Consider the following 22,404-nt stretch of genomic DNA (forward strand, 5'->3'; position numbering starts at 1 on the left):
AGCCCAAACTAATTTTTCTTCGAATCGCTATTTTTTAAAGATCATTTTGTCTTAAAACTTTTATCTCTTGAGATAGATTTCGTCGATCTCATGGTTGGCAGATTTGTGCAGGATCAGTTCGGCTCGGTTCCGGGTGGGCTCGATATAGTCTTTTAGATTTAAGAGATTGATCGACTCCCATACCTGATGAGCGAAAGCGAGGACTTCTTCTTCAGGCTGCTTGGTAAAGCGGTGGTAGTAGTTGCTTGGGTCATCTTTCGCACGGTCTAACAACTTTTTAAAGCGATCGATATACCAGGACTCAATATTAGCAACCTCAGCATCCACATAGATGGAAAAGTCAAAGAAGTCTGTCATATAGAGCCGATCGTTTTGGGGATTCTGAAAGACATTGATCCCTTCCACGATAATGAAGTCCGCAGCTTGGATGGTTTGCTTCTGGTCAGGGACGATATCATAAATCTCGTGAGAATAGACGGGGATTTGATAGCTTTGACCATTTTTAAGTTGGTTGAGGAAATCCAAAAGGAGCTCCATATCATAACTTTCAGGGAAGCCCTTGCGATTGAGATTGTTTTGTTCAATCAAGGTGGCGTTGGGATACAAGAAACCATCGGTGGTCACCAATTCAACAGTAGAATCTGAAAAGGTCCGAGAAAGAAGGATTTGAAGGAGACGACTCGTCGTTGATTTGCCGACAGCCACGCTCCCTGAAATTCCAATCATAAAAGGCTGTTTTTTACTTTCCTGTTGGAGGAAGATGCCTTTTGAGAATGCTAAATCCTCTTTCGCTTTTTTGTAGATTTGAATCAGATGTGTCAAGGGTAAGTAGATATCTGTTACATCTTGCAAGCTAATGAGGTCGTTAAAACTCTTGATTGAATTCAATTCCTCTTCAGATAGAGGAGGGGTTGATTTCCGGTGGAGATTTTGCCAAGTTTGTCGATTGATCTTTTCGAAATGTAGAAATTCTTTATCCATTGCAAGCCTTTCCTCCATAGTGACCTTTAGTATATCAGTTTTGAGATCTTCTGTAAACGATTTAAAAATAGGTTAAATTATGCTATAATGCTAATATGAGTAAAATGTACTATGACGAACATCCAGATGCCCAACATGATATCCATGAGTTACAGGTGGTTCTTTTAGGGGAGCGGATGAAATTTCTGACGGATGCCGGTGTTTTTAGTAAGAAAATGATCGACTTTGGTAGCCAGGTCCTTTTATCTTGTTTGTCCTTCCAGCAAGGAGAGACGGTTTTGGATGTTGGTTGCGGGTATGGTCCACTTGGTCTCTCTTTGGTTAAGGCCCAAGGGATCCATGCGACTATGGTAGACGTCAATACACGGGCTTTAGATCTAGCTCAGAAAAACGCAGATTTAAATCAAGTTGAAGCAAAAATCTTCCAATCCAATGTTTATGATCAGGTTGAGGGAAGTTTTGATCATATTATCAGTAATCCTCCCATTCGGGCTGGGAAAAAGGTAGTCCATCGAGTGCTTTCTGGAAGTTTTGACCATTTGAATCCTGGTGGAGACTTAACCATTGTCATCCAGAAAAAACAGGGAGCTCCAAGTGCGAAGGCCAAAATGGAGGAAGTCTTTGGGAATTGTGAAATTCTCAAAAAAGACAAAGGTTATTATATTTTAAGGAGTGAAAAAGTCACATGAGAGCTGTAGATATCATTCAGAAAAAACGTGATGGCATTGAGTTGAGTAAAGATGAGATTCATTGGTTGATCGAAGGCTATGTGGCTGGAACAGTACCTGATTATCAAATGGCTGCCTTTGCCATGGCGGTTTATTTCAAGGGGATGACGACCCGAGAAATTTCAGATTTGACCATGAAGATGGTGGAGACAGGGGAGCAATTCGACCTTTCCGCTATTAAAGGCATCAAGGTGGACAAACACTCAACAGGTGGTGTAGGGGACAAAGTAACAATTGTACTGGCACCTCTAGTGGCTAGTTTTGGCGTCCCAGTTGCCAAGATGAGCGGTCGTGGTCTTGGACATACAGGGGGGACCATCGATAAGCTAGAATCCATTAAAGGATTCCAAATTGAGCGGACCCAGGAAGAGTTCATTAAACAAGTACAAGAGATTGGCCTTTCTGTCATTGGACAGTCGGACCAATTGGTCATGGCGGATAAGCTTCTCTATGCACTTCGGGATGTAACAGCGACGGTTGATACAATTCCATTGATTGCCAGCTCGGTCATGAGTAAGAAGATTGCGGCTGGAGCGGATGCCATCCTTCTCGATGTCACCGTTGGAGAAGGGGCCTTTATGAAGACCATTGAAGAGGCGCGTGAACTGGCTCGTACCATGGTAGATCTTGGTAATGCTGTTGGTCGTAAGACCATTGCTGTTTTGACAGATATGAGCCAGCCTTTAGGAACCAGCATCGGGAACCGTCTCGAAATTCTTGAAGCCTTAGACATTCTTCAAGGCACAGGCAGAGAAGATGTGACTCACTTCATTTGTGAATTGGCTCAAATTATGCTGGAACTCGGCGGGGTGACGGCCAGCTTGGAAGAAATCAAGCAGCATCTGACAGCCGGCAAAGCACTGAAGAAGTTTGAAGAAATGGTCCTTGCTCAAGGTGGAGATTTAGACGATCTCTATCGTCCAGTTCAGGTAAAAGAACAAGTGCCTGTCTATGCAGAAGAGGATGGCTATATTGCAGCCTTGCCTGCGATGGAACACGGACTCTTCGCTATGCGTCTTGGGGCTGGTAGAGCAGTCAAATCAGATGATTTAGATTATGAAACAGGGATTGTTTTTGCTAAGAAAGTTGGGGATCCTGTTCAAAAAGGCGACCTTGTTGCAACTATTTATACAAATTTAGAAATTAGTCAAAAAACCATTGCAGAATTCCAAAAAAATGTTAAAATACTAGACAAGGTTGTAAGCGTTTCAGAAATTATTGAAATTGTTTCGTAATTCATTTGGGGGAGATTTATTAATGAAATTAAACAAATATATTGACCACACATTATTAAAACCTGATGCACAACAAGAACAAATCGAGGCTTTGATCGAAGAAGCGAAAGAATATGATTTTGCAAGTGTTTGTGTCCAACCGACCTGGGTCAACTTCGCTGCAGAAGGACTTCGGGATTCAGATGTAAAAGTGTGTACAGTGATTGGTTTCCCTCTTGGCGCAAATACACCAGCTGTTAAAGCATTTGAAACTCAAAATGCCATCCAAAATGGAGCCGATGAGATCGATATGGTCATCAATATCGGTGCCTTGAAATCAAAAAATCTGACATTAGTAGAAGAGGACATTCAGGCTGTTGTAGATGCAAGTGGTGATCGCTTGGTAAAAGTGATAATCGAAACCTGCTTGTTAACTGAAACTGAAAAAGTAGTGGCTTGCCAGATTGCCAAATTGGCAGGAGCAGACTTTGTCAAAACTTCAACTGGTTTCTCTACTGGAGGAGCAACTGTTGAGGATGTTGCCCTCATGCGCCAGGTTGTTGGACCGGATATGGGAGTGAAAGCATCTGGAGGTACTCGTAGCTATGAGGATGCACAAGCCATGATCCAAGCGGGTGCTAACCGAATCGGCACTTCCTCTGGAGTAGCCATCATGAAGGGAGAAGTAGCCCATGGCGACTACTGAGTTGATTGACCTAGCTGTAAAAACAAGTGAGAATGCTTATGTACCTTATTCTCATTTTCCAATTGGAGCTGTTCTTGTGACAGATGAGGGGAAGATTTATACAGGCGTCAATATTGAAAATGCGAGCTTCGGCTTGACCAATTGTGGCGAGCGGACAGCCATCTTTAAGGCTGTTTCAGAAGGAGAGCGTTCATTTAAGGAATTAATTATTTATGGTCAGACGGAAAAACCAGTTTCACCCTGTGGTGCTTGTCGCCAGGTGATGGCTGAATTTTTCGAGCCAGACCTACCGGTTACTCTGGTAGCCAAAGATAAATCGACGGTCGTGATGACGGTCAAGGAATTGCTTCCATATTCCTTTACAGATCTTACGTAGTAACATCTGTAAAGGCGGTCTATTGACCCTTTCATTAATCCGCAACTTAGTTGCATATCTTATTTAGGAGGTTCAGAAATGAACAAGAAACAATGGTTAGGCCTAGGTCTAGTAACTGTCGCTGCAATCGGACTTGCTGCATGTGGAAATCGTGCGTCTCGCAAAGATTCTTCAGATGCAAAAACTGATTTAAAAGCTGCTATCGTTACTGACACAGGTGGTGTTGATGATAAATCATTCAACCAATCTGCATGGGAAGGTCTACAAGCTTGGGGTAAAGAAAACGGTCTTTCTAAAGATAACGGATTCACTTATTTCCAATCTACAAGTGAAGCAGATTTTGCAAATAACTTTAGCCAAGCTGCTACAAACGGCTACAAATTAGTTTACGGTGTTGGTTACAAACTTGCTCCAGCTGTTACAGCTGCTGCAGATGAAAATGCTGATATCAACTACGTTATCATTGACTCTGTTGTAGGAGATAAAAAGAACGTAGCATCTGCTGTTTTTGCGGATAATGAAGCTGCTTACCTTGCAGGGGTTGCTGCTGCCAAAACAACTAAGACTAACAAAGTTGGTTTCATCGGTGGAGCACGTGGTGAAGTTATCACTCGTTTTGAAAAAGGATTTGAAGCAGGCGTGAAGTCTGTAAACAAAGACATTTCAGTAGACGTACAATATGCTGAAGACTTCAACAACCCTGAAAAAGGAAGAACTATTGCAGCGACACAATACGCTGCAGGAGCTGACGTTATTTACCAAGCTGCTGGTGGTACAGGAGCTGGTGTGTTCAAGGAAGCAAAAGACTTGAACGAGAAGAAAAACGAAGACGAAAAAGTTTGGGTTATTGGTGTAGACCGTGACCAAGTTGATGAAGGTAAATACACTTCAAAAGATGGTAAAGAATCTAACTTCGTATTGGCTTCTACTTTGAAACAAGTTGGTAAAACTGTTCAAGAAATCGCAACTCAAACTGCTGATGGCAAATTCCCAGGTGGAAAAGTGATCACATTTGGTTTGAAAGATGGTGGTGTTGATTTGACAACTTCTAATCTTTCTGAAGATGCTAAAAAAGCAGTAGAAGATGCTAAAAAACAAATTATCGATGGTAGTGTAAAAGCACCTGAGAAATAAAACCTTCCAGAAGCGATCCATCCTTCTTGGGTCGCTTTTTTATGAGGTGTTGAGACATTTTGTCTCAATAGAACTTACTAACTCGTTTAGCAGGTCCTACTGAAATAAAATATAGTTTTCTAGAAAGGAATATTCGAATGGCACACGAAAACGTCATTGAGATGCGTGAAATTACCAAAATCTTTGGTGAATTTGTCGCAAACGACAAAATCAACCTCGAATTGCGTAAAGGTGAAATTCATGCACTTCTTGGTGAAAATGGAGCTGGGAAATCAACCCTGATGAATATGTTGGCTGGTCTTTTGGAACCAACGAGCGGAGAAATTGTGGTCAATGGGAAGTCTGAAAAACTAGATTCTCCTTCAAAGGCTGCTTCTCTAGGGATCGGGATGGTTCACCAGCACTTCATGTTGGTGGAAGCTTTCACTGTTGCAGAAAATATCATTCTTGGTAGCGAAGTTACTAATAAAGGTGTATTAGATTTGAAAAAAGCTAATGCAGATATCCTTGAGTTGTCAGAACGCTACGGCTTGGCTGTGGATCCTACCGCAAAAGTTGAAGATATTTCTGTCGGTGCTCAACAACGTGTAGAAATCTTGAAGACGCTCTATCGCGGAGCTGATATTCTGATTTTCGACGAGCCTACTGCAGTGTTAACTCCTGCTGAAATTTTGGAGTTGATGGAAATCATGAAAACCCTTGTTAAAGAAGGGAAATCTATCATCCTTATCACTCACAAACTAGATGAAATTCGTGCCGTTGCAGACCGTGTCACAGTTATTCGTCGTGGTAAATCTATTCAAACCGTTGGTATCGAAGGTGCTACCAATAAAGATTTGGCAGAAATGATGGTTGGGCGCTCAGTTTCTTTCGTAACAGAAAAAGAAGAAGCACAGCCTAAAGAAGTGGTTCTTGCAATTTCTGATTTAGTCGTGAATGAAAACCGTGGTGTTCCTGCGGTCAAAGAGCTATCTCTTGATGTTCGTGCAGGCGAAATTGTCGGGATTGCAGGGATTGATGGGAATGGTCAGAGTGAATTGATTCAGGCTATTACCGGACTCCGTAAAGTCAAATCAGGTAGTATCAAAATTAAGGGACAAGAAGTTGTTGGACTTTCCCCACGTATGATTACTGAAATGAATGTCAGCCACGTGCCTGAAGATCGTCATCGTGATGGTCTTGTGCTTGAAATGATGCTTTCTGAAAACATCGCACTTCAAACTTACTACAAAGAACCACTTAGCAAAAACGGTGTCTTAAATTACAATCAAATTAATTCCTATGCCCGCAAGTTGATGGAAGAATTTGATGTTCGTGCAGCCAACGAGATTGTGCCAGCAAGTGCTCTATCAGGAGGAAATCAACAAAAGGCCATTATTGCTCGTGAAGTTGATCGGAATCCAGATTTGTTAATCGTTAGCCAACCGACACGTGGTTTGGATGTTGGTGCGATTGAGTACATCCATAAACGTTTGATTGGTGAACGTGATAAAGGGAAAGCCGTCCTCGTTGTCAGCTTCGAATTAGATGAAATTCTAAATCTATCCGACCGGATTGCTGTTATTCATGATGGAAAAATCCAAGGTATTGTGAAGCCATCTGAGACCAACAAACAAGAGCTTGGTATTCTTATGGCTGGTGGAGAAATCAAGGAGGCTTCAAATGAATAAAAATACAAGACAAATTGCTATTCCTTTTATTTCTGTAATCCTAGGAATCATCCTCGGAGCCATTATCATGTGGATCTTTGGTTATGATGCTCTTTGGGGTTATGAAGAACTCTTCAAGACAGCTTTTGGTTCCATTAAAAATGTGGGTGAAATTTTCCGTACTATGGGGCCGCTGATTTTGATCGCTCTCGGATTTGCGGTAGCCAGTCGAGCTGGATTTTTCAATGTCGGCTTACCAGGACAAGCCTTAGCTGGTTGGATTGCGGCAGTATGGTTTGCTTTGTCCTTCCCAGATATTCCGCGTATCCTAATGATTCCTTTGACGGTCCTTGTGGCTGCAATTGCCGGTGGTCTCATTGGTTTAATTCCAGGACTTCTGCGAGCATTTTTGGGGACGAGTGAAGTCATCGTTACTATTATGATGAACTACATCGTACTGTTTGCTGGAAATGAAATTATCCGGAACTTCCCTAAAAAGTTCATGGTCGATTCTGAATCTAGTATCACAGTAGGAGCAAATGCAAGTTACCGCCTAGGGTTCTTGACAGAATTGACTAAGTCACGGATGAATATCGGTATCTTTATCGCCTTGATTGCTGTTGCAGTTATTTGGTTCATTATTAAGAAAACAACACTTGGTTTTGAAATCCGTTCCGTTGGTCTCAACCCGAATGCTTCAGACTATGCAGGGATGTCAGCTAAACGGACCATCATCCTTTCCATGGTGATTTCAGGTGCCCTTTGTGGGATTGGAGGAGCTGTAGAAGGGATTGGTACCTTCCAGAACGTTTATGTTCAAGCTGGTTCCTTGGCTGTTGGATTTAATGGGATGGCAGTGGCTCTCCTTGCTAGCAATTCTCCTATTGGGATTGTCTTTGCGGCCTTCTTGCTTGGAACCTTGCAAACAGGTGCGCCAGGTATGACCACAGCGACTATTCCACCAGAACTTGTCAATATTGTGACAGCTTCAATCATCTTCTTTGTAAGTGCTCACTATATTATCGAAAAATACATCAAGCCTAAAAAACAAATGAAAGGAGTAGAGTAAGGATGAATATTGTTGCTATACTAACGATTCTTGTATCGAATATGCTGGTCTATGCTGCTCCCCTCATTTTCACTAGTATCGGAGGTGCCTACTCCGAACATGCTGGTGTCGTTAATGTCGGTTTGGAAGGGATCATGGTTATGGGAGCTTTCACAGGAGTCGTGTTTAACTTGACTTTTGCTGGCTCTCTTGGTGGCATGACAATTTGGCTTTCTCTCCTTGCAGGCGGTTTGGTTGGTCTTATTTTCTCTGCGCTCCATGCGGTAGCGACTATTAACTTCCGTGCTGACCATGTGGTGAGTGGTACGGTATTGAACTTGTTGGCTCCTGCCTTAGCCGTCTTCTTGGTAAAAGCCATCTACGGAAAAGGTCAAACCAACAATATCGATTTGTCATTTGGTAAATTTGATTTTCCTTTCTTGTCTGATATTCCTGTCATTGGTGATATCTTCTTCAAGAATACTAGCTTAATGGGATATGTAGCGATTGCATTTTCATTTGTAGCATGGTTTATCATGTTTAAGACGAAATTCGGTCTTCGCCTTCGCTCAGTTGGTGAACATCCTCAAGCTGCGGATACCCTCGGTATCAATGTTTACCTCATGCGTTACTATGGTGTGCTCATCTCTGGATTCTTAGGAGGAGTTGGGGGTGCCTTGTATGCACAATCTGCTTCTGTCAATTTCTCTGCCACTACCATTGTGGGACCAGGATTTATCGCCCTAGCGGCCATGATTTTTGGTAAATGGAGCCCAATCGGTGCCATGCTATCCAGTCTATTCTTTGGACTTTCACAAGCCTTGGCAGTTGTATCTACGCAGATTCCTTTCCTTGCCCATATTCCAGGAGTTTACCTCCGTATTGCCCCGTATGTATTGACCATCATTGTCCTAGCAGCCTTCTTTGGTAAGTCGGTTGCACCGAAAGCAGATGGTGTGAACTACATCAAATCGAAATAAAAGCCTCCATTATGGAGAAAGAAAGCACGAGTCATTTGGACTCGTGCTTTTTGTACGTTTATGGATTAGTTTGCATTTCTGCAAGTAGGTTTTTTGCTGTCGTAGTCGGTAAGATTCGCAGGCGATTTAGTGAGTAAAGGCCATCATCTAGACTGGCTAGTCCATTATTGGTCGTTAAGCCCATTTTGTAGCCATTTTTTTCTGCTAGTTCCATGGTGACATCAGAGTAGCGACCGGCAGGGTAGACAATGGTGGTAGTGGTTTGATTGAGTTTCTTATCTAGTACTTGTTTGGAATTTGCGAGTTCAGATTTCTGACGAGAGCTATCTGATTGAGCCAAGTCTGGATGAGATACTGTATGACTCTCAAAGGTCATACCTTGCGCTTTCATTTCTTTGATCTGATCGAAGGTTAAAACACTGGGTCTTTCCTCGTCAGAAAAGGAAGTAATGATATTGTTGGTTGCGGTCATTTGGTATTTTTTTAAGAGTGGATAGACTATGGTATAAAAGTCAGCAATTCCATCATCAAAGGTCAACCAAACGACTTTTCTCCCTTCAGGCAGTTCATTTTTAGTGAGTGCCCGATAGGCTTCCTCAGGCGTCAAGGTATAGTAGCCGGCTTCTTTAAGAGCTTTGAGATGACTCTCAAAGGTTTCTGGTGCCACAATGAGATTAGCATTGGCTTCTTCAGAAGGAGCCATCGTGTGAACAGCGTGGTACATGAGAATTGGAATTTTTACAGGTTGATCTTGTTTTACCCATTTAGTAGTGGAGCCTGTCTGTTTCGCAGTCTGGCTTGTTTCTGCTTCTTGTTTGTTTACACCTGGAGTTGTTACAACTCGTATCAATAGGAAGATACCTAAAATGAAGATGCAGGATAGGAGAAAAGCATTTAAAATTAGTAGCAATCGTATTTTCTTTGGGACATGTCTTTTTCGGTGATTCATAGAGACCCCTTTCTAATTCATTATCATTATATCATAGGGGCAGGAAATCTCTTTAAGACAAAGTTACAAATAGAGTAAAATTACGGGGAATATCCTTGACTTTTGAAGGAATGATTTGGGAGTTGCGTTGATGTGGAGGTTTTAATCCGGAAAAGAAGTGTTCTTCTAAAGGAAGAGAACCATAGAACTAGTCAGAAGGGGTTTGTTTTTGATATAATAGACTATATTAGATTTTTAAGGAGACCAACATGTCTGTAAAAATTGCCTTACTAGGATTTGGTACTGTTGCCAGTGGCGTACCATTTTTATTAAAAGAAAACCATGAGAAGATTAGCCAATCTGCTCAGTCTGAAATTGAAGTAGCTAAAGTTCTTGTCAAGGATGAAGAAGAGAAAGCCCGCTTATTAGCTGCTGGTCATGACTATAACTTTGTGACCAATGTTGATGAGATCATTGAAGACAAAGACATTGCCATCGTTGTTGAATTGATGGGTCGAATTGAGCCAGCTAAGACCTTTATTACCCGTGCTCTTCAAGCTGGAAAACATGTCGTAACAGCTAATAAAGATTTGCTTGCTGTTCATGGAGCTGAGTTGATTGCGATTGCCAAAGAGCATGGCGTTGCCCTCTATTATGAAGCAGCAGTAGCTGGAGGGATTCCAATTCTTCGGACCTTGGTAAACTCTCTCGCTGCAGATAAAGTGACTCGCGTCCTGGGTGTAGTCAATGGAACCTCCAACTTTATGATGACCAAGATGGTCGAAGAGGGCTGGTCTTATGAAGATGCTTTAGCTAAGGCTCAAGAGTTGGGCTATGCGGAAAGTGACCCAACCAATGACGTAGATGGGATTGATGCAGCCTACAAAATGGTGATTTTGAGCCAGTTTGCTTTTGGGATGAACGTTCAGTTTGACCAAGTAGGTCATAAGGGGATCCGCAACATTACTCCTGAGGATGTTGCTGTGGCTCAAAGTTTAGGCTATGTAATCAAATTGGTGGGATCTATCGAAGAAACTCCTTCAGGTCTCTCAGCAGAAGTAACTCCAACCTTCTTACCAAAAGCACACCCACTAGCAGGCGTGAATGGTGTCATGAATGCCGTTTATGTGGAGTCTATCGGAATCGGGGAATCCATGTACTATGGTCCTGGTGCAGGTCAAAAACCAACAGCCACTAGTGTAGTCGCTGACATTATTCGCATTGTTCGTCGCCTCAATGAGGGAACAATTGGAAAAGCCTTTAACGAATACAGCCGTCCTGTGCAATTGGCTAAACCAGAAGATGTGAAGAGTGATTATTACTTCTCTATTCAAACTCCAGATATGAAGGGACAATTGCTCAAGTTGGCACAAATTTTCAACCAAGAAGATGTTTCCTTTAAGCAGGTTCTCCAAGCAGGTGCCAAAGATTCTGTGGCTCGTGTTGTGATTATCACTCACCAATTGAATCAAACACAATTGCACCACATCATTGAGAAAATTGATGCTGAAGCTGACTTTACCTTGTTGAATACCTTTAAAGTATTGGGAGAATAAGATGAGAATTACAGTACCAGCGACCAGTGCCAATGTCGGTCCAGGATTTGATTCTGTTGGAATCGCTGTTTCTAAGTATTTGACCATTGATGTGCTAGAAGCTCAAGAAAACTGGTGGATTGAACATGACTTGGGAGAGGAAATCCCAAGCAATGAAGAGAATCTCTTGCTTCAAACCGCTCTCCAAGTTGCATCTGATTTGCCTCCTCATCGTCTCAAGATGACCAGTGAAGTGCCTTTGGCGCGTGGTTTGGGGTCATCCAGCTCTGTTATCGTAGCGGGGATTGAGTTGGCCAATCAACTGGGCAAATTATCCCTAAGTGATGAAGATAAACTAGAAATTGCGACAAAAATCGAAGGTCATCCGGATAACGTAGCGCCAGCTATTTTTGGAAATCTGGTCGTAGCGAGCTATGTGGATCAGCAGACCAATCATTTGGTCCTTCCCTTCCCTGAATGTGCTTTGGTAGCCTTTGTTCCCAATTACGAACTCAAGACCAGCGATAGTCGAAATGTCCTTCCAAGTGAGTGGACTTATAAGGAGGCTGTTGCAGCTAGTGCAATCGCAAACGTGGCTATTGCCGCCCTTGCTAAGGGAGACTTGAGAGTCGCAGGGAAAGCTATCGAAGCGGATCGCTTCCATGAACGCTACCGCCAACAGTTGGTTGCAGAGTTCCCTCAGGTGAAAGAAGTTGCACATCAACACGATGCTTATGCGACTTACCTTTCTGGTGCAGGGCCAACTATTATGACCTTGCTCCCAGTTGAACATGCAGAAGCCTTTGCCAAAGACTTGGAATCTAAGGACTTAAATGGTCAGGTCTTCTCTTTAAAAATTGACACAACTGGTGTGAAGATTGAGGGCAGCGAATCCTGATTTGTTGAAAAAATGATTAGATAGGCTAAATTAGTCTATCTAATTTTATTTATCTATGATAAAATAGTTCTATAAATTATTTGTCTATCAAATTATTTTAGGATAATAAACAATTATTCGTAAGATAGATAGAATTGTAAAGGAGATTGTAATTCTAATGAAAGACTTTGAACGTCATCAACTTGCTACGGAACTTGGATTCCAGTATGATCCTGAAACTTCATCTATTTATGGGGAGAACTCTGGCTATTTCTTCTTAATGAGTGAAACAGACACAAAAAATGTCTTCAGCATTGCGCTTTCTGTTTCACGTGATGATGCAGAAGAAGCAGCGGCTCAATTGCATCAAATGGTGAAAGACTCTTCTGTTTTGAAGAGCATTAGCCTCAACCAATATGTCACAACTTTCACTGTAAAAGCTGGAATGACTAAAGCAAAAACAATTGAAAACATTCGTCAAGCCTTAACAGAAATCCTGCAATTTTTGCAAACCAATGGCTTCTACACTGTTTGTGGCTACTCTGGTGAAAAAGGCCCAGTTGGTCTCTATCAGATTGGAGATTCCCTCTTCTTGATGAACGAAGATAGCTTCCAAGAGCTCAGTACTCAACTGAAGATTGAAACGGATTCGTATAATAGTCAGAAAGAAAATGTCCTTCTTGGAACAGTCGGTGCCTTTATTGGTGCCATTATCGGAGGAGCTGTTACTCTTTTCATTGCCCGCCTCGGCTACGTAGCTTTTTATGCTGGTTTTATCCTTGGTATCTGTGTTGTCAAAGGCTATGAAATCTTAGGGAAGAAATTTAGTAAACTTGGAGCAGTTATTTCTAGCATTCTCTTGTTAGTGACTATCGTTCTCGTGCAACAATTTGACTACGCTTTAGAAGCAGTTAAGCAACTTGGAGTCGACTTTAGTGATGGATTTGATTTGATCAATACCCTTGTTCTAAATGGTGAAGCACCTGAAAAATACTTCTTTAACTTCTTTATGTTGGCAGTCTTCACTATTATTGGGGGTGGTGTTGCCATTAGTTCAGCCTTGTCCACTCATAAGACACGTGGCATTGCACGTAAGATTGGCTAATTCAATTAACCCTTGTTTAAAAAATTAAAACAGAATCGGTCCTTTGGCTGCTTCTGTTTTTTACTTCTGAGTCGAAAAGTGGGCTAGTTTTTGTTATAATGGATAAGATAACGTATAGAAGAGAGTTGTGAGATGGAAATCCTAAAGCAAATCAAAGAGGAGTTGGCTGGTATTGAGATTTTGTTCAATGAGCCACTCAAACAATACACCTATACCAAGGTTGGAGGAGCGGCAGATTATTTAGCCTTTCCACGCAATCAATATGAATTAAAACGAATTGTCACCTTTGCTAATGCTCAGGAAATTCCTTGGATGGTCTTGGGGAATTCTTCCAATATTATCGTCCGTGACAGTGGGATTGAAGGCTTTGTGATCATGTTTGATCATTTCCATGACGTCCGAGTCAATGGCTATGTGATTGAATCGGAGGCGGGAGCTAAGCTAATTGATGTGACTCATGTAGCCCGCTACCATAGCTTGACAGGCTTTGAATTTGCTTGTGGGATTCCAGGTAGCATCGGTGGAGCAGTCTATATGAATGCTGGTGCCTATGGCGGTGAGATTGCCCATATTCTTCAATCATGTAAGGTCTTGACGCCAGAAGGAGAAATTAAAACCTTAACAGCAGAAGAATTAGCTTTTGGCTATCGCCATTCCAAGATTCAAGAAACTGGTGACGTAGTGATTTCTGCCAAGTTTGCCTTAGCACCTGGTAATTATGATCAGATCGATCAAGAAATGGCTCGCCTGACTCATTTGCGTGAGCTTAAGCAACCACTTGAGTATCCGTCTTGTGGTTCGGTCTTTAAACGACCAGTCGGGCACTTTGCGGGTCAATTGATCAGTGAAGCAGGATTGAAAGGGCATCGAATTGGTGGCGTGGAGGTTTCTGAAAAGCATGCCGGCTTTATGATTAATGTCGATCATGGTACTGCCAAAGATTATGAAGACTTGATTGCCCATGTCATTGCGACAGTTGAAAAATCAGCTGGGGTGACCTTGGAGCGCGAAGTCCGTATTATTGGGAAAAATTAACGGTTCGAGATGGAATAGGGGCTACTATAGGGTAGACCCTTCCTACTTTAGAAGGGGGGTGAGTGCCTATCGATACCGAAAATAGGTGGGGCAGTCTTATAAGTCCCCGAGAGGTGTTGGTGGTCTGACGGGTCCGCTCGTCAGCCTATGAGACTAATGGTTGGTCTCAGAAGGAAACGCATGAAAAAGAAGGAATTTATGTGAATTGAAAAAACCAATTATTGAGTTTAGAAATGTCTCAAAAGTATTTGAAGACAGTGATACAGTGGTTCTCAAAGACATCAACTTTGAGTTGGAAGAAGGGAAATTCTATACCCTCCTCGGTGCTTCAGGATCTGGTAAATCAACGATTCTGAACATCATTGCTGGTTTATTAGACGCTTCGACAGGAGATGTCCTCTTGGATGGTGTTCGGATCAATGATGTACCGACCAATAAACGGGACGTCCATACCGTCTTCCAATCCTATGCCCTTTTCCCACATATGAATGTGTTTGAGAATGTTGCTTTCCCTCTCCGTTTGAAGAAAGTCGACAAGTCTGAAATCGAGAGACGAGTAACAGAAGTCCTCAAGATGGTGCAATTGGGAGGCTTTGAGAAACGGTCCATCCAGAAACTTTCTGGTGGTCAACGCCAGCGGGTAGCCATTGCACGGGCGATTATCAATGAACCGCGAGTAGTCCTCTTGGATGAGCCCTTGTCTGCCCTTGACTTGAAGTTACGGACTGACATGCAGTATGAGCTCCGTGAATTGCAACAACGCTTGGGTATTACCTTTGTTTTTGTAACCCACGACCAGGAAGAAGCGCTAGCGATGAGTGACTGGATCTTTGTCATGAACGAAGGAGAAATCGTCCAATCAGGAACGCCAGTTGATATCTACGATGAGCCCATTAACCATTTTGTTGCGACCTTTATCGGTGAGTCCAATATCCTTCCAGGGATCATGATTGAAGACTACTTAGTAGAATTCAACGGTAAACGCTTTGAGTCAGTCGATGGAGGGATGAGACCAAACGAACCGGTCGAAGTCGTCATTCGTCCCGAAGACTTGCGAATCACCCTGCCCGAAGAAGGTAAGCTCCAGGTAAAAGTGGATACCCAACTGTTCCGTGGGGTACACTATGAGATCATCGCCTATGATGAATTGGGCAATGAGTGGATGATCCACTCAACCCGTAAGGCTATCGTGGGTGAGGAAATCGGTCTGGACTTTGAGCCAGAAGATATCCACGTCATGCGTCTCAATGAAACGGAAGAAGAGTTTGATGCTCGGATCGAAGAATACGTAGAAGTGGAAGAACAAGAAGCCGGATTGATCAATGCCATCGAGGAGGAAAGAGATGAAGAAAACAACATCTAACCTCTTTGTGGTTCCCTACTTTCTATGGATCCTCCTCTTTGTCTTGGCTCCCGTAGTTTTGATTATTTGGCAATCCTTTGTCAATGTCCAAGGACAAGGTTCCTTAGAGAACTACCAAACCTTTTTTACAGCGCAGAATTGGACCTACCTCAAGATGAGCTTCAACTCCATTCTCTATGCTGGGATCGTTACTTTTGTGACGCTTTTGATTTCTTACCCGACAGCTTATTTTTTGACCCAGCTTAAGCACCGCCAACTCTGGCTCATGCTGATTGTCCTTCCAACCTGGGTCAACCTCTTGCTCAAGGCTTATGCCTTTATCGGGATTTTTGGTCAAGGGGGATCTATTAACCAATTCTTGAGCTTCATCGGAATCGGTCCGCAACAGATCCTTTTTACGGACTTTTCGTTCATCTTTGTTGCTAGTTACATTGAGTTGCCTTTTATGATTCTTCCTATCTTCAATGTATTGGATGATTTGGATCCAAACCTCATCAATGCTAGCTATGACCTAGGAGCTAACAAGTGGGATACCTTCCGTCGAGTTGTCTTCCCACTGTCTATGAACGGGGTTCGCTCCGGTGTCCAATCAGTCTTTATTCCAAGTTTGAGTCTCTTCATGTTGACGCGTTTGATCGGAGGAAACCGGGTCATTACCCTTGGGACTGCCATCGAGCAGCACTTCCTTACGACGCAAAACTGGGGAATGGGATCCACCATTGGGGTGGTCTTGATCCTTGCTATGCTCTTAGTCATGTGGGTAACGAGAGAAAGGAGTGAACGATGAAAAAGATTTCACGTATCTATTTAGGATTGATTTTCTTGCTCCTTTATCTACCAATCTTTTACTTAATTGCCTATGCCTTTAATGCTGGCGGGGATATGAATGCTTTTACAGGCTTTACCTTGGAGCATTTCCAAAGTCTCTTTGAGGATACGCGTCTCATGTTGATCCTCTCACAGACCTTCCTCTTGGCCTTCTTGTCAGCCTTGATTGCGACCATTATTGGGACCTTTGGGGCAATCTACATTTACCAGTCTAAGAAGAAGTTTGAAGGACCATTTTTGTCCGTCAATAATATCCTTATGGTGGCACCTGACGTTATGATTGGGGCTAGCTTCCTGATCCTCTTTACGACCATCAAGTTCCAGTTGGGCTTTGCTTCTGTCTTGATGAGTCACGTGGCCTTTTCTATTCCAATCGTGGTCTTGATGGTCTTGCCGCGCTTGAAGGAAATGAACCGTGATATGGTCAATGCGGCCTATGACCTAGGAGCTACTCAGGTACAGATGTTGAAGGAAATCATGCTTCCTTATTTGACACCTGCCATCATTGCTGGTTACTTTATGGCCTTTACCTATTCCTTGGATGACTTTGCGGTGACCTTCTTTGTTACAGGAAATGGGTTTACGACCTTGTCTGTTGAGATCTACTCACGGGCTCGTCAAGGGATTTCGTTGAATATCAATGCCCTTTCTGCCTTGGTCTTCCTCTTCAGTATCTTACTGGTGGTCGGCTATTATTTCATCACTAGAGAGAAGGAGGAGACAGTATGAAAAAACTCTATTCATTCTTGCTAGGGATTGTCGTGGTCATCCTCGTGTTAGCGGGACTAAGTGCCCGTCTTGAAGCCAAGACCAATCCAAAAGACAGTGACAAGCTGGTCATCTACAACTGGGGAGACTATATCGATCCAGAATTGCTCAAGGAATTTACCAAGGAGACAGGCATTCAAGTCCAATACAATACCTTTGATTCCAATGAAGCCATGTACACCAAGATCAAGCAAGGGGGGACGGCTTACGATATAGCGATTCCAAGTGAATACATGATCGCCAAGATGATGGACGAAAACTTGCTTGAAAAATTAGATAAGTCTAAACTGAAAGGCTTAGACAATATCGACCCACGCTTCTTGAACCTGGATTTTGATCCGGACAATCAGTACTCAGTTCCTTACTTCTGGGGGACCCTTGGTATCATATACAACACCAAGATGGTCGACAAAGCTCCAGAACACTGGGCTGATCTATGGAGACCAGAGTACAAGAATGACATTATGATGTACGATGGGGCGCGTGAGGTCATGGGGATTGGACTCAATAGCTTAGGTTACAGCCTCAACTCCAAGGATCCTCAGCAATTGCAAGAGTCTGTCGATAAGCTTTATACCTTGATGCCTAATATCAAGGCCCTTGTAGCCGATGAAATGAAAGGCTACATGATCCAGAACAATGCGGCTATTGGGGTGACCTTCTCCGGTGAAGCTCGTCAAATGCTGGATGCCAATGAGGACCTTCGTTACGTCGTCCCATCAGAAGCCAGCAACCTTTGGTTTGACAATATTGTCATTCCAAAGACCGTGAAGAATAAAGAAGCAGCTTATGCCTTTATCAACTTCATGCTTCGCCCAGAAAATGCTTATAAGAATGCTCTCTATGTCGGTTATTCTACACCGAATAAAGAAGCTAAGAAGATGCTACCAAAAGAGGTCCAAGAGGACCAGGCCTTCTACCCAAGTGATGACACGCTAAAGAACTTAGAAGTCTACGAACAACTTGGCAAGAAGTGGTTGGGCGTCTATAACGACCTCTACCTACAAGTGAAGATGTATCGGAAGTAGGATATAATTCTATAAAAGCTAAAGCAAGTTTCTACCGGTAAAAACCGGATTGAAACTTGCTTTTTTGTGTGAATAGAGGGCGTGAAAACAATAAATAAATTATCATAGGTCCTTTCAATTATTTCAACTTTCAGAAAGATTATATTTTGATAATGCCTTTTTATTTGATTTGACTATAAAGTGTAGAGAGACTACAATAAAGTTGTAAACGTTGTCATTTTTATTTGAAGGCCTTCCTTCTTTCAAATCTCTACAATTTTAAAGGAGTTTCATTATGAGGAAAAAGAAGCTTACTTTTATTCTTTCTGCTTTATTACTATCGCCTATAGTAATAGCCAATCAGGTTCAAGCTGAGGAGCAGGCTGAAAAGCCGACCGAAGCAGTTTCTGAGCTAGTTCGTTCGCCAGAAGCTATTTCTACTGAGAATTCACAAACAAATGCCCAGTCTGAAACTGCAAGCCTTGAGTCAGTAGTGGAGGCAGATGCTGAGATAGAGCGCCCAGTGGAGGGGGACGCTAGCAAGCTAACTGAAACTGACGATACTTTAGGAGGATTACCGAAACCTTTATCGGTTTCAGAAACGTCTGGAAAACTCTCTAGTTTGATTGAAAATCCAAATGTGGCAAATCAAAATTTGACCATAGGGGAAACAGCAGACGAGTTGCTGAAATGGGCGGAGTCCAAACTGGACCAAACAGGTGCAACGCTTGAAGATCGACTTGAGTTTGCAAAGAGCTTGGGGATGATTCCAGACGGGGTAGGCAAGGATGAGCCGGTCCAGAATCTAAACCATATGATTTCAATCGCTAAGAAATTGAAAGAGGCCTATCGTGCAGAGAAAAAAGAACCTCTCATCCTTAATGGAAAGACCCAGCCTATTTTTCCTTTTACTCCAGGTGATGTAGAAACTGGTTATTCCAATGAAAAGAGTGACATTGTCCGCTTTGTTGTCTATGTTGAGTCAGATTATGATACAGATGGTGATGGGAAAAGGGACCTCATTAAAACATTTGTCCAACTTCCGAAAGCAGCTGCCAATGGAGATTATAAGGCTTCGACCATCTATGAAGCAAGCCCTTATGTGGCGGGAACGACCAATAAGGAAACCCTTGGAGAAATTGGTCTAAAAGAGGAGGGCGAGTTTGACAACAAGAAACTCTATCGTTATATAGATCCTCGTCGTCAAACTGGTTCTACCACAACTTTAGAACATGCTAAAAAGGCAGATTCCAAAGATTGGTACTATAAAAATCCAAACGAAAGTGATGCAACCTTCACACGCTACGATTATGAAAATATTAACTGGTACAACTATTTCTTGGTGAGAGGCTATGCGGTCGTTACCACATCAGGATTGGGAAGCTATCAGTCGGAGGGAATCAATACAACAGGAAGTGACTTGGAAGTAGCTGGTTATAAGAGTGTCATTGAATGGCTAAATGGCAAACGGGTTGCTTATACAGATAAGACATCGAATATTGCCATTAAAGCAGACTGGTCGAATGGAAAAGTCGGTATGACGGGATTGTCATGGGCAGGAACCACTACTTTTGGAGTGGCTGCGACAGGAGTCGAAGGCTTGAAGACTATTGTTCCTGCGGCTGGTATCGCGAGTTGGTATGATTATTACAACAGCCAAGGAACGACCTTTAACGTGGGTCCTTATAGAGATTTGTCACATTTGTCTGTCTATGTATCCAATCGGATTCTAGATCCGGCTGATTGGAACAGAATTAAAGAGGACTATGCCCGCTACATTACTCAGTTGAATCGCGACCAACATAAACATGGCTATAATTATAGCGACATCTGGAAGAATCGTGATTATACCCTTCATCCAGAAAAATTCAAGGCCAGTGCTCTAGTTATGCATGGGTTGAATGATGATAATGTCAGAACCAAACATTTTGACCTGATGTATGAGACTTTGAAAAAGGCTGGCCAGCCCGTGAAGCTCTATCTCTATCAAGGAGATCATATCTATCCTGTCAATAAACGCTTCGGAATTAAAGAGGGGCAACAAAGTGTCAGTGACCTTCTCAATCTATGGTTTAGTCACTACCTATATGATGCAGAAAATCAGGTAGAGTCTTTACCAGAAGTAACCGTTTCTAATAACTATGATCCATCCAAATGGGAACACTATTCTAGCTGGAAGTCTAGCAATCAATTGACCTTGAAGACCCTTTCTAGACGTGAGGAAGAAACCATTGATAACGATTACTATGGTGCAGGGATGGATTGGACCAATCGGGATTCTCACACCACCAAGCAATCCTCTACTGCCAATGCTTTGTTTACAGCAGAAGTGACAGAAGATGTGACCATTAAGGGGCATATTCCTGTCCATTTTCAAGCTGCCTTATCCAAGCTAACCGATCAAAAGTACAAAGACTATCAAGTTAATGTGCAACTGGTCGATCTCTCTGATGAGGAATTTGATGTTGCATCCAATAAGATTACCTATGATGAAGCTGGCTACAAGTACCAAGAAATGCCTCTCAACACGCTTTCTGAATCAGGCTACTGGATGGGAAGCAATCTAAAAAATATTGCCAACAAACAATTTGGAACCATTAAAACCAAGTATAAGGTCATCTCTTCTGGTTGGATCAACCTAGCCAATCCTGATGCAGGCTATGCCTCCGCTAGCTCAAATAGTAGCATCGATCCCAAGCTCGGAGAGTTTCGGAACTACACCGTCTATCTACAACCAAATCTTTACACGGTCAAGAAGGGGCATAAACTGGGCTTAGTCTTTACCACCTTTGATAGTAACTATGTCTGGACGGATGATCCGTATTCCTATCGCTTGAAAACACGGTCCATCGTAGCAGAAATACCAACTGTTCAAAAAAGTAGTCTTCGCTATGCTTGGTATGTTCCAAATGAGAAGGATGAAACTTATCAGGTACTTCCATTGGTTGAAGAACCCCTGCCAGAGTATCCACTGGATACCCTTGTGCATACTGTGGATCAGAAAGAGCAGACACCAAACAAGGATTATATACCATACAAGTCAGGTTCATTAGCAGTTGAGACTAGCAAGAAAAATACTCTGGTACCACTAGCTGTTAACTACCAACAAGAAACATCCGAGACGGTGGATGAAAATCTCCCTCAAGTAAGCGGTACTCGCAAGGAAGGACTTTATTTGCCGCAAACTGGAATGACTACCAACTTTGAAGTCATTTCAAGTGTGTTGGGAATCGTTCTTTTAGTCGGAATGGGAATCGTACAACTAAAAGAAAGAGAAAATTAGTCACATAGATTGAATCACCAGCTTTCCTATTTTTTAGGGGAGCTGATTTTTTAGTAGTTTGCGTGCTTCTAAGCATTGTCCTGAACTAGAAAAATAGCCTTAAATATAGTATAATGAAGTGATATGCTTAGAAGGGAATGTAGAAGTATTGAGAACTTCAGAATTGCTAATTATTATTCCTGCTTATAATGAAAGTGGTAATATAGAAAAAACAATCAAGATGATTGAGGAACATACGCCAGAATTTGACTATGTCATTATCAATGATTGTTCCACAGACAATACTCTGGAAATTTGTAAAAGGAATCAATTTAATGTCATTGATTTACCCATCAATTTAGGAATTGGTGGTGCTGTACAAACAGGATATCAATATGCAGTTAGACACAGCTACCAATACGCTGTCCAAGTAGACGGAGACGGCCAACACAATCCTGAATTTATTAAAAAAATGTTAGAAGTTCTTCAAGAACAAAAAGTCAACATGGTGATTGGTTCTCGTTTCATTGAAAATCAAGGTTTCCAATCCTCATTCGCGCGGCGGATTGGAATTTCATTTTTTGAAAAATTAATCAAGGTTTTGACGAGTCAAAAGGTAACAGATCCAACTTCTGGTTTACGAGTTGCTGACCGAAAAGTGATTGAGGAATTCGCCAAGCAATATCCAAGTGATTATCCAGAACCAGAGACGATTGTGTCCCTGTTAACCTCAGGATATTCAGTAGCAGAAGTACCTGTATTAATGAACGAACGAGAGCACGGGGAATCATCTATCACATTAAGCAAATCTGTTTACTATATGATTAAAGTGACAATGGCTATGTTATTGGCTAGAATCGGTGGAGGATATAAGAAATAA

20 protein-coding genes are annotated in these 22,404 nt (G+C 42.3%); 18 read left to right on the plus strand and 2 right to left on the minus strand.

Annotated features, from left to right (window positions below; translation table 11 throughout):
• Positions 1–60 precede the first annotated feature (60 nt).
• Positions 61–981: a type I pantothenate kinase gene (gene coaA / locus I2C87_RS01895; RefSeq protein ID WP_195323782.1), complete on the minus strand. Its 921-nt coding sequence runs from the start codon at positions 979–981 to the stop codon at positions 61–63.
• A 95-nt stretch (positions 982–1,076) separates the two neighbouring features.
• On the opposite strand from coaA, the gene I2C87_RS01900 reads away from it, so the two are divergent.
• The 8 genes from I2C87_RS01900 to I2C87_RS01935 all read left to right on the plus strand — a co-directional run bounded on the left by I2C87_RS01900 (position 1,077) and on the right by I2C87_RS01935 (position 8,816).
• Positions 1,077–1,670, plus strand: a complete 594-nt coding sequence (locus I2C87_RS01900) for a class I SAM-dependent methyltransferase (protein WP_195323783.1) — start codon at positions 1,077–1,079, stop codon at positions 1,668–1,670.
• Positions 1,667–2,944: a pyrimidine-nucleoside phosphorylase gene (locus I2C87_RS01905; protein ID WP_195323784.1), complete on the plus strand. Its 1,278-nt coding sequence runs from the start codon at positions 1,667–1,669 to the stop codon at positions 2,942–2,944. The genes I2C87_RS01900 and I2C87_RS01905 overlap by 4 nt, the downstream gene beginning before the upstream one ends.
• A 22-nt stretch (positions 2,945–2,966) precedes the next feature.
• Positions 2,967–3,629 carry a deoxyribose-phosphate aldolase gene (gene deoC, locus I2C87_RS01910; RefSeq protein WP_061564122.1) on the plus strand — a complete coding sequence of 221 codons (663 nt, stop codon included), beginning with the start codon at positions 2,967–2,969 and terminating at the stop codon, positions 3,627–3,629.
• Positions 3,616–4,005 (plus strand): cytidine deaminase, encoded by a 390-nt coding sequence (locus I2C87_RS01915; protein ID WP_048687941.1) that lies wholly within the window; start codon positions 3,616–3,618, stop codon positions 4,003–4,005. The genes deoC and I2C87_RS01915 overlap by 14 nt, the downstream gene beginning before the upstream one ends.
• Before the next feature lie 78 nt (positions 4,006–4,083).
• The gene (locus I2C87_RS01920) at positions 4,084–5,139 is read left to right on the plus strand and encodes a BMP family lipoprotein (protein ID WP_048687944.1); all 1,056 of its coding nucleotides are present in this window, start codon (positions 4,084–4,086) and stop codon (positions 5,137–5,139) included.
• A 137-nt stretch (positions 5,140–5,276) separates the two neighbouring features.
• On the plus strand, positions 5,277–6,809 hold the full coding sequence (locus I2C87_RS01925) for an ABC transporter ATP-binding protein (protein WP_195323785.1): 1,533 nt from the start codon (positions 5,277–5,279) through the stop codon (positions 6,807–6,809).
• Positions 6,802–7,857 carry an ABC transporter permease gene (locus I2C87_RS01930; protein WP_048687948.1) on the plus strand — a complete coding sequence of 352 codons (1,056 nt, stop codon included), beginning with the start codon at positions 6,802–6,804 and terminating at the stop codon, positions 7,855–7,857. Before I2C87_RS01925 ends, I2C87_RS01930 begins: the two co-directional genes overlap by 8 nt.
• Positions 7,858–7,859: 2 nt before the next feature.
• Positions 7,860–8,816 carry an ABC transporter permease gene (locus I2C87_RS01935; RefSeq protein ID WP_195323786.1) on the plus strand — a complete coding sequence of 319 codons (957 nt, stop codon included), beginning with the start codon at positions 7,860–7,862 and terminating at the stop codon, positions 8,814–8,816.
• A gap of 58 nt (positions 8,817–8,874) precedes the next feature.
• Here the strand turns inward: I2C87_RS01935 and I2C87_RS01940 are convergent, their stop codons facing one another.
• Positions 8,875–9,765, minus strand: coding sequence for a polysaccharide deacetylase family protein (locus I2C87_RS01940; protein WP_195323787.1), 891 nt, complete (start codon positions 9,763–9,765; stop codon positions 8,875–8,877).
• Positions 9,766–10,013: 248 nt separating this feature from the next.
• Here I2C87_RS01940 and I2C87_RS01945 point away from each other — a divergent pair, with 248 nt between their 5' ends.
• The 10 genes from I2C87_RS01945 (at position 10,014) to I2C87_RS01990 (ending at position 22,404) form a co-directional block, all read left to right on the plus strand.
• Positions 10,014–11,300 carry a homoserine dehydrogenase gene (locus I2C87_RS01945; protein ID WP_195323788.1) on the plus strand — a complete coding sequence of 429 codons (1,287 nt, stop codon included), beginning with the start codon at positions 10,014–10,016 and terminating at the stop codon, positions 11,298–11,300.
• 1 nt (position 11,301) lies between these two features.
• Positions 11,302–12,177 (plus strand): homoserine kinase, encoded by an 876-nt coding sequence (gene thrB, locus I2C87_RS01950; RefSeq protein ID WP_195323789.1) that lies wholly within the window; start codon positions 11,302–11,304, stop codon positions 12,175–12,177.
• A gap of 157 nt (positions 12,178–12,334) precedes the next feature.
• Positions 12,335–13,261: a hypothetical protein gene (locus I2C87_RS01955; protein ID WP_195323790.1), complete on the plus strand. Its 927-nt coding sequence runs from the start codon at positions 12,335–12,337 to the stop codon at positions 13,259–13,261.
• A gap of 132 nt (positions 13,262–13,393) precedes the next feature.
• Complete coding sequence (gene murB, locus I2C87_RS01960) at positions 13,394–14,296, plus strand: UDP-N-acetylmuramate dehydrogenase (protein WP_195323791.1); 903 nt, start codon at positions 13,394–13,396, stop codon at positions 14,294–14,296.
• 205 nt (positions 14,297–14,501) lie between these two features.
• The gene (locus I2C87_RS01965; protein ID WP_195323792.1) at positions 14,502–15,659 is read left to right on the plus strand and encodes an ABC transporter ATP-binding protein; all 1,158 of its coding nucleotides are present in this window, start codon (positions 14,502–14,504) and stop codon (positions 15,657–15,659) included.
• Positions 15,640–16,446: an ABC transporter permease gene (locus tag I2C87_RS01970; protein WP_048687974.1), complete on the plus strand. Its 807-nt coding sequence runs from the start codon at positions 15,640–15,642 to the stop codon at positions 16,444–16,446. The genes I2C87_RS01965 and I2C87_RS01970 overlap by 20 nt, the downstream gene beginning before the upstream one ends.
• Positions 16,443–17,216 carry an ABC transporter permease gene (locus I2C87_RS01975; protein WP_048716861.1) on the plus strand — a complete coding sequence of 258 codons (774 nt, stop codon included), beginning with the start codon at positions 16,443–16,445 and terminating at the stop codon, positions 17,214–17,216. Before I2C87_RS01970 ends, I2C87_RS01975 begins: the two co-directional genes overlap by 4 nt.
• Positions 17,213–18,283 (plus strand): ABC transporter substrate-binding protein, encoded by a 1,071-nt coding sequence (locus tag I2C87_RS01980; protein WP_195323793.1) that lies wholly within the window; start codon positions 17,213–17,215, stop codon positions 18,281–18,283. The genes I2C87_RS01975 and I2C87_RS01980 overlap by 4 nt, the downstream gene beginning before the upstream one ends.
• A gap of 274 nt (positions 18,284–18,557) precedes the next feature.
• A complete protein-coding gene (locus I2C87_RS01985) occupies positions 18,558–21,545 on the plus strand; it encodes a CocE/NonD family hydrolase (RefSeq protein ID WP_195323794.1) in 2,988 nt (995 codons plus the stop codon).
• Positions 21,546–21,693: 148 nt separating this feature from the next.
• On the plus strand, positions 21,694–22,404 hold the full coding sequence (locus tag I2C87_RS01990; protein WP_195323795.1) for a glycosyltransferase family 2 protein: 711 nt from the start codon (positions 21,694–21,696) through the stop codon (positions 22,402–22,404).

The organism is Streptococcus sp. 1001283B150225_161107_H12 (assembly GCF_015552665.1).
Taxonomy (GTDB): Bacteria; Bacillota; Bacilli; order Lactobacillales; family Streptococcaceae; genus Streptococcus.

What these genes read in the sequence shown, in the direction of transcription:
- coaA (WP_195323782.1), bottom strand. Translation starts at nt 981, where the DNA reads ATGGATAAAGAATTTCTACATTTCGAAAAGATCAATCGACAAACTTGG.
- I2C87_RS01900 (WP_195323783.1), top strand. Translation starts at nt 1,077, where the DNA reads ATGAGTAAAATGTACTATGACGAACATCCAGATGCCCAACATGATATC.
- I2C87_RS01905 (WP_195323784.1), top strand. Translation starts at nt 1,667, where the DNA reads ATGAGAGCTGTAGATATCATTCAGAAAAAACGTGATGGCATTGAGTTG.
- deoC (WP_061564122.1), top strand. Translation starts at nt 2,967, where the DNA reads ATGAAATTAAACAAATATATTGACCACACATTATTAAAACCTGATGCA.
- I2C87_RS01915 (WP_048687941.1), top strand. Translation starts at nt 3,616, where the DNA reads ATGGCGACTACTGAGTTGATTGACCTAGCTGTAAAAACAAGTGAGAAT.
- I2C87_RS01920 (WP_048687944.1), top strand. Translation starts at nt 4,084, where the DNA reads ATGAACAAGAAACAATGGTTAGGCCTAGGTCTAGTAACTGTCGCTGCA.
- I2C87_RS01925 (WP_195323785.1), top strand. Translation starts at nt 5,277, where the DNA reads ATGGCACACGAAAACGTCATTGAGATGCGTGAAATTACCAAAATCTTT.
- I2C87_RS01930 (WP_048687948.1), top strand. Translation starts at nt 6,802, where the DNA reads ATGAATAAAAATACAAGACAAATTGCTATTCCTTTTATTTCTGTAATC.
- I2C87_RS01935 (WP_195323786.1), top strand. Translation starts at nt 7,860, where the DNA reads ATGAATATTGTTGCTATACTAACGATTCTTGTATCGAATATGCTGGTC.
- I2C87_RS01940 (WP_195323787.1), bottom strand. Translation starts at nt 9,765, where the DNA reads ATGAATCACCGAAAAAGACATGTCCCAAAGAAAATACGATTGCTACTA.
- I2C87_RS01945 (WP_195323788.1), top strand. Translation starts at nt 10,014, where the DNA reads ATGTCTGTAAAAATTGCCTTACTAGGATTTGGTACTGTTGCCAGTGGC.
- thrB (WP_195323789.1), top strand. Translation starts at nt 11,302, where the DNA reads ATGAGAATTACAGTACCAGCGACCAGTGCCAATGTCGGTCCAGGATTT.
- I2C87_RS01955 (WP_195323790.1), top strand. Translation starts at nt 12,335, where the DNA reads ATGAAAGACTTTGAACGTCATCAACTTGCTACGGAACTTGGATTCCAG.
- murB (WP_195323791.1), top strand. Translation starts at nt 13,394, where the DNA reads ATGGAAATCCTAAAGCAAATCAAAGAGGAGTTGGCTGGTATTGAGATT.
- I2C87_RS01970 (WP_048687974.1), top strand. Translation starts at nt 15,640, where the DNA reads ATGAAGAAAACAACATCTAACCTCTTTGTGGTTCCCTACTTTCTATGG.
- I2C87_RS01975 (WP_048716861.1), top strand. Translation starts at nt 16,443, where the DNA reads ATGAAAAAGATTTCACGTATCTATTTAGGATTGATTTTCTTGCTCCTT.
- I2C87_RS01980 (WP_195323793.1), top strand. Translation starts at nt 17,213, where the DNA reads ATGAAAAAACTCTATTCATTCTTGCTAGGGATTGTCGTGGTCATCCTC.
- I2C87_RS01985 (WP_195323794.1), top strand. Translation starts at nt 18,558, where the DNA reads ATGAGGAAAAAGAAGCTTACTTTTATTCTTTCTGCTTTATTACTATCG.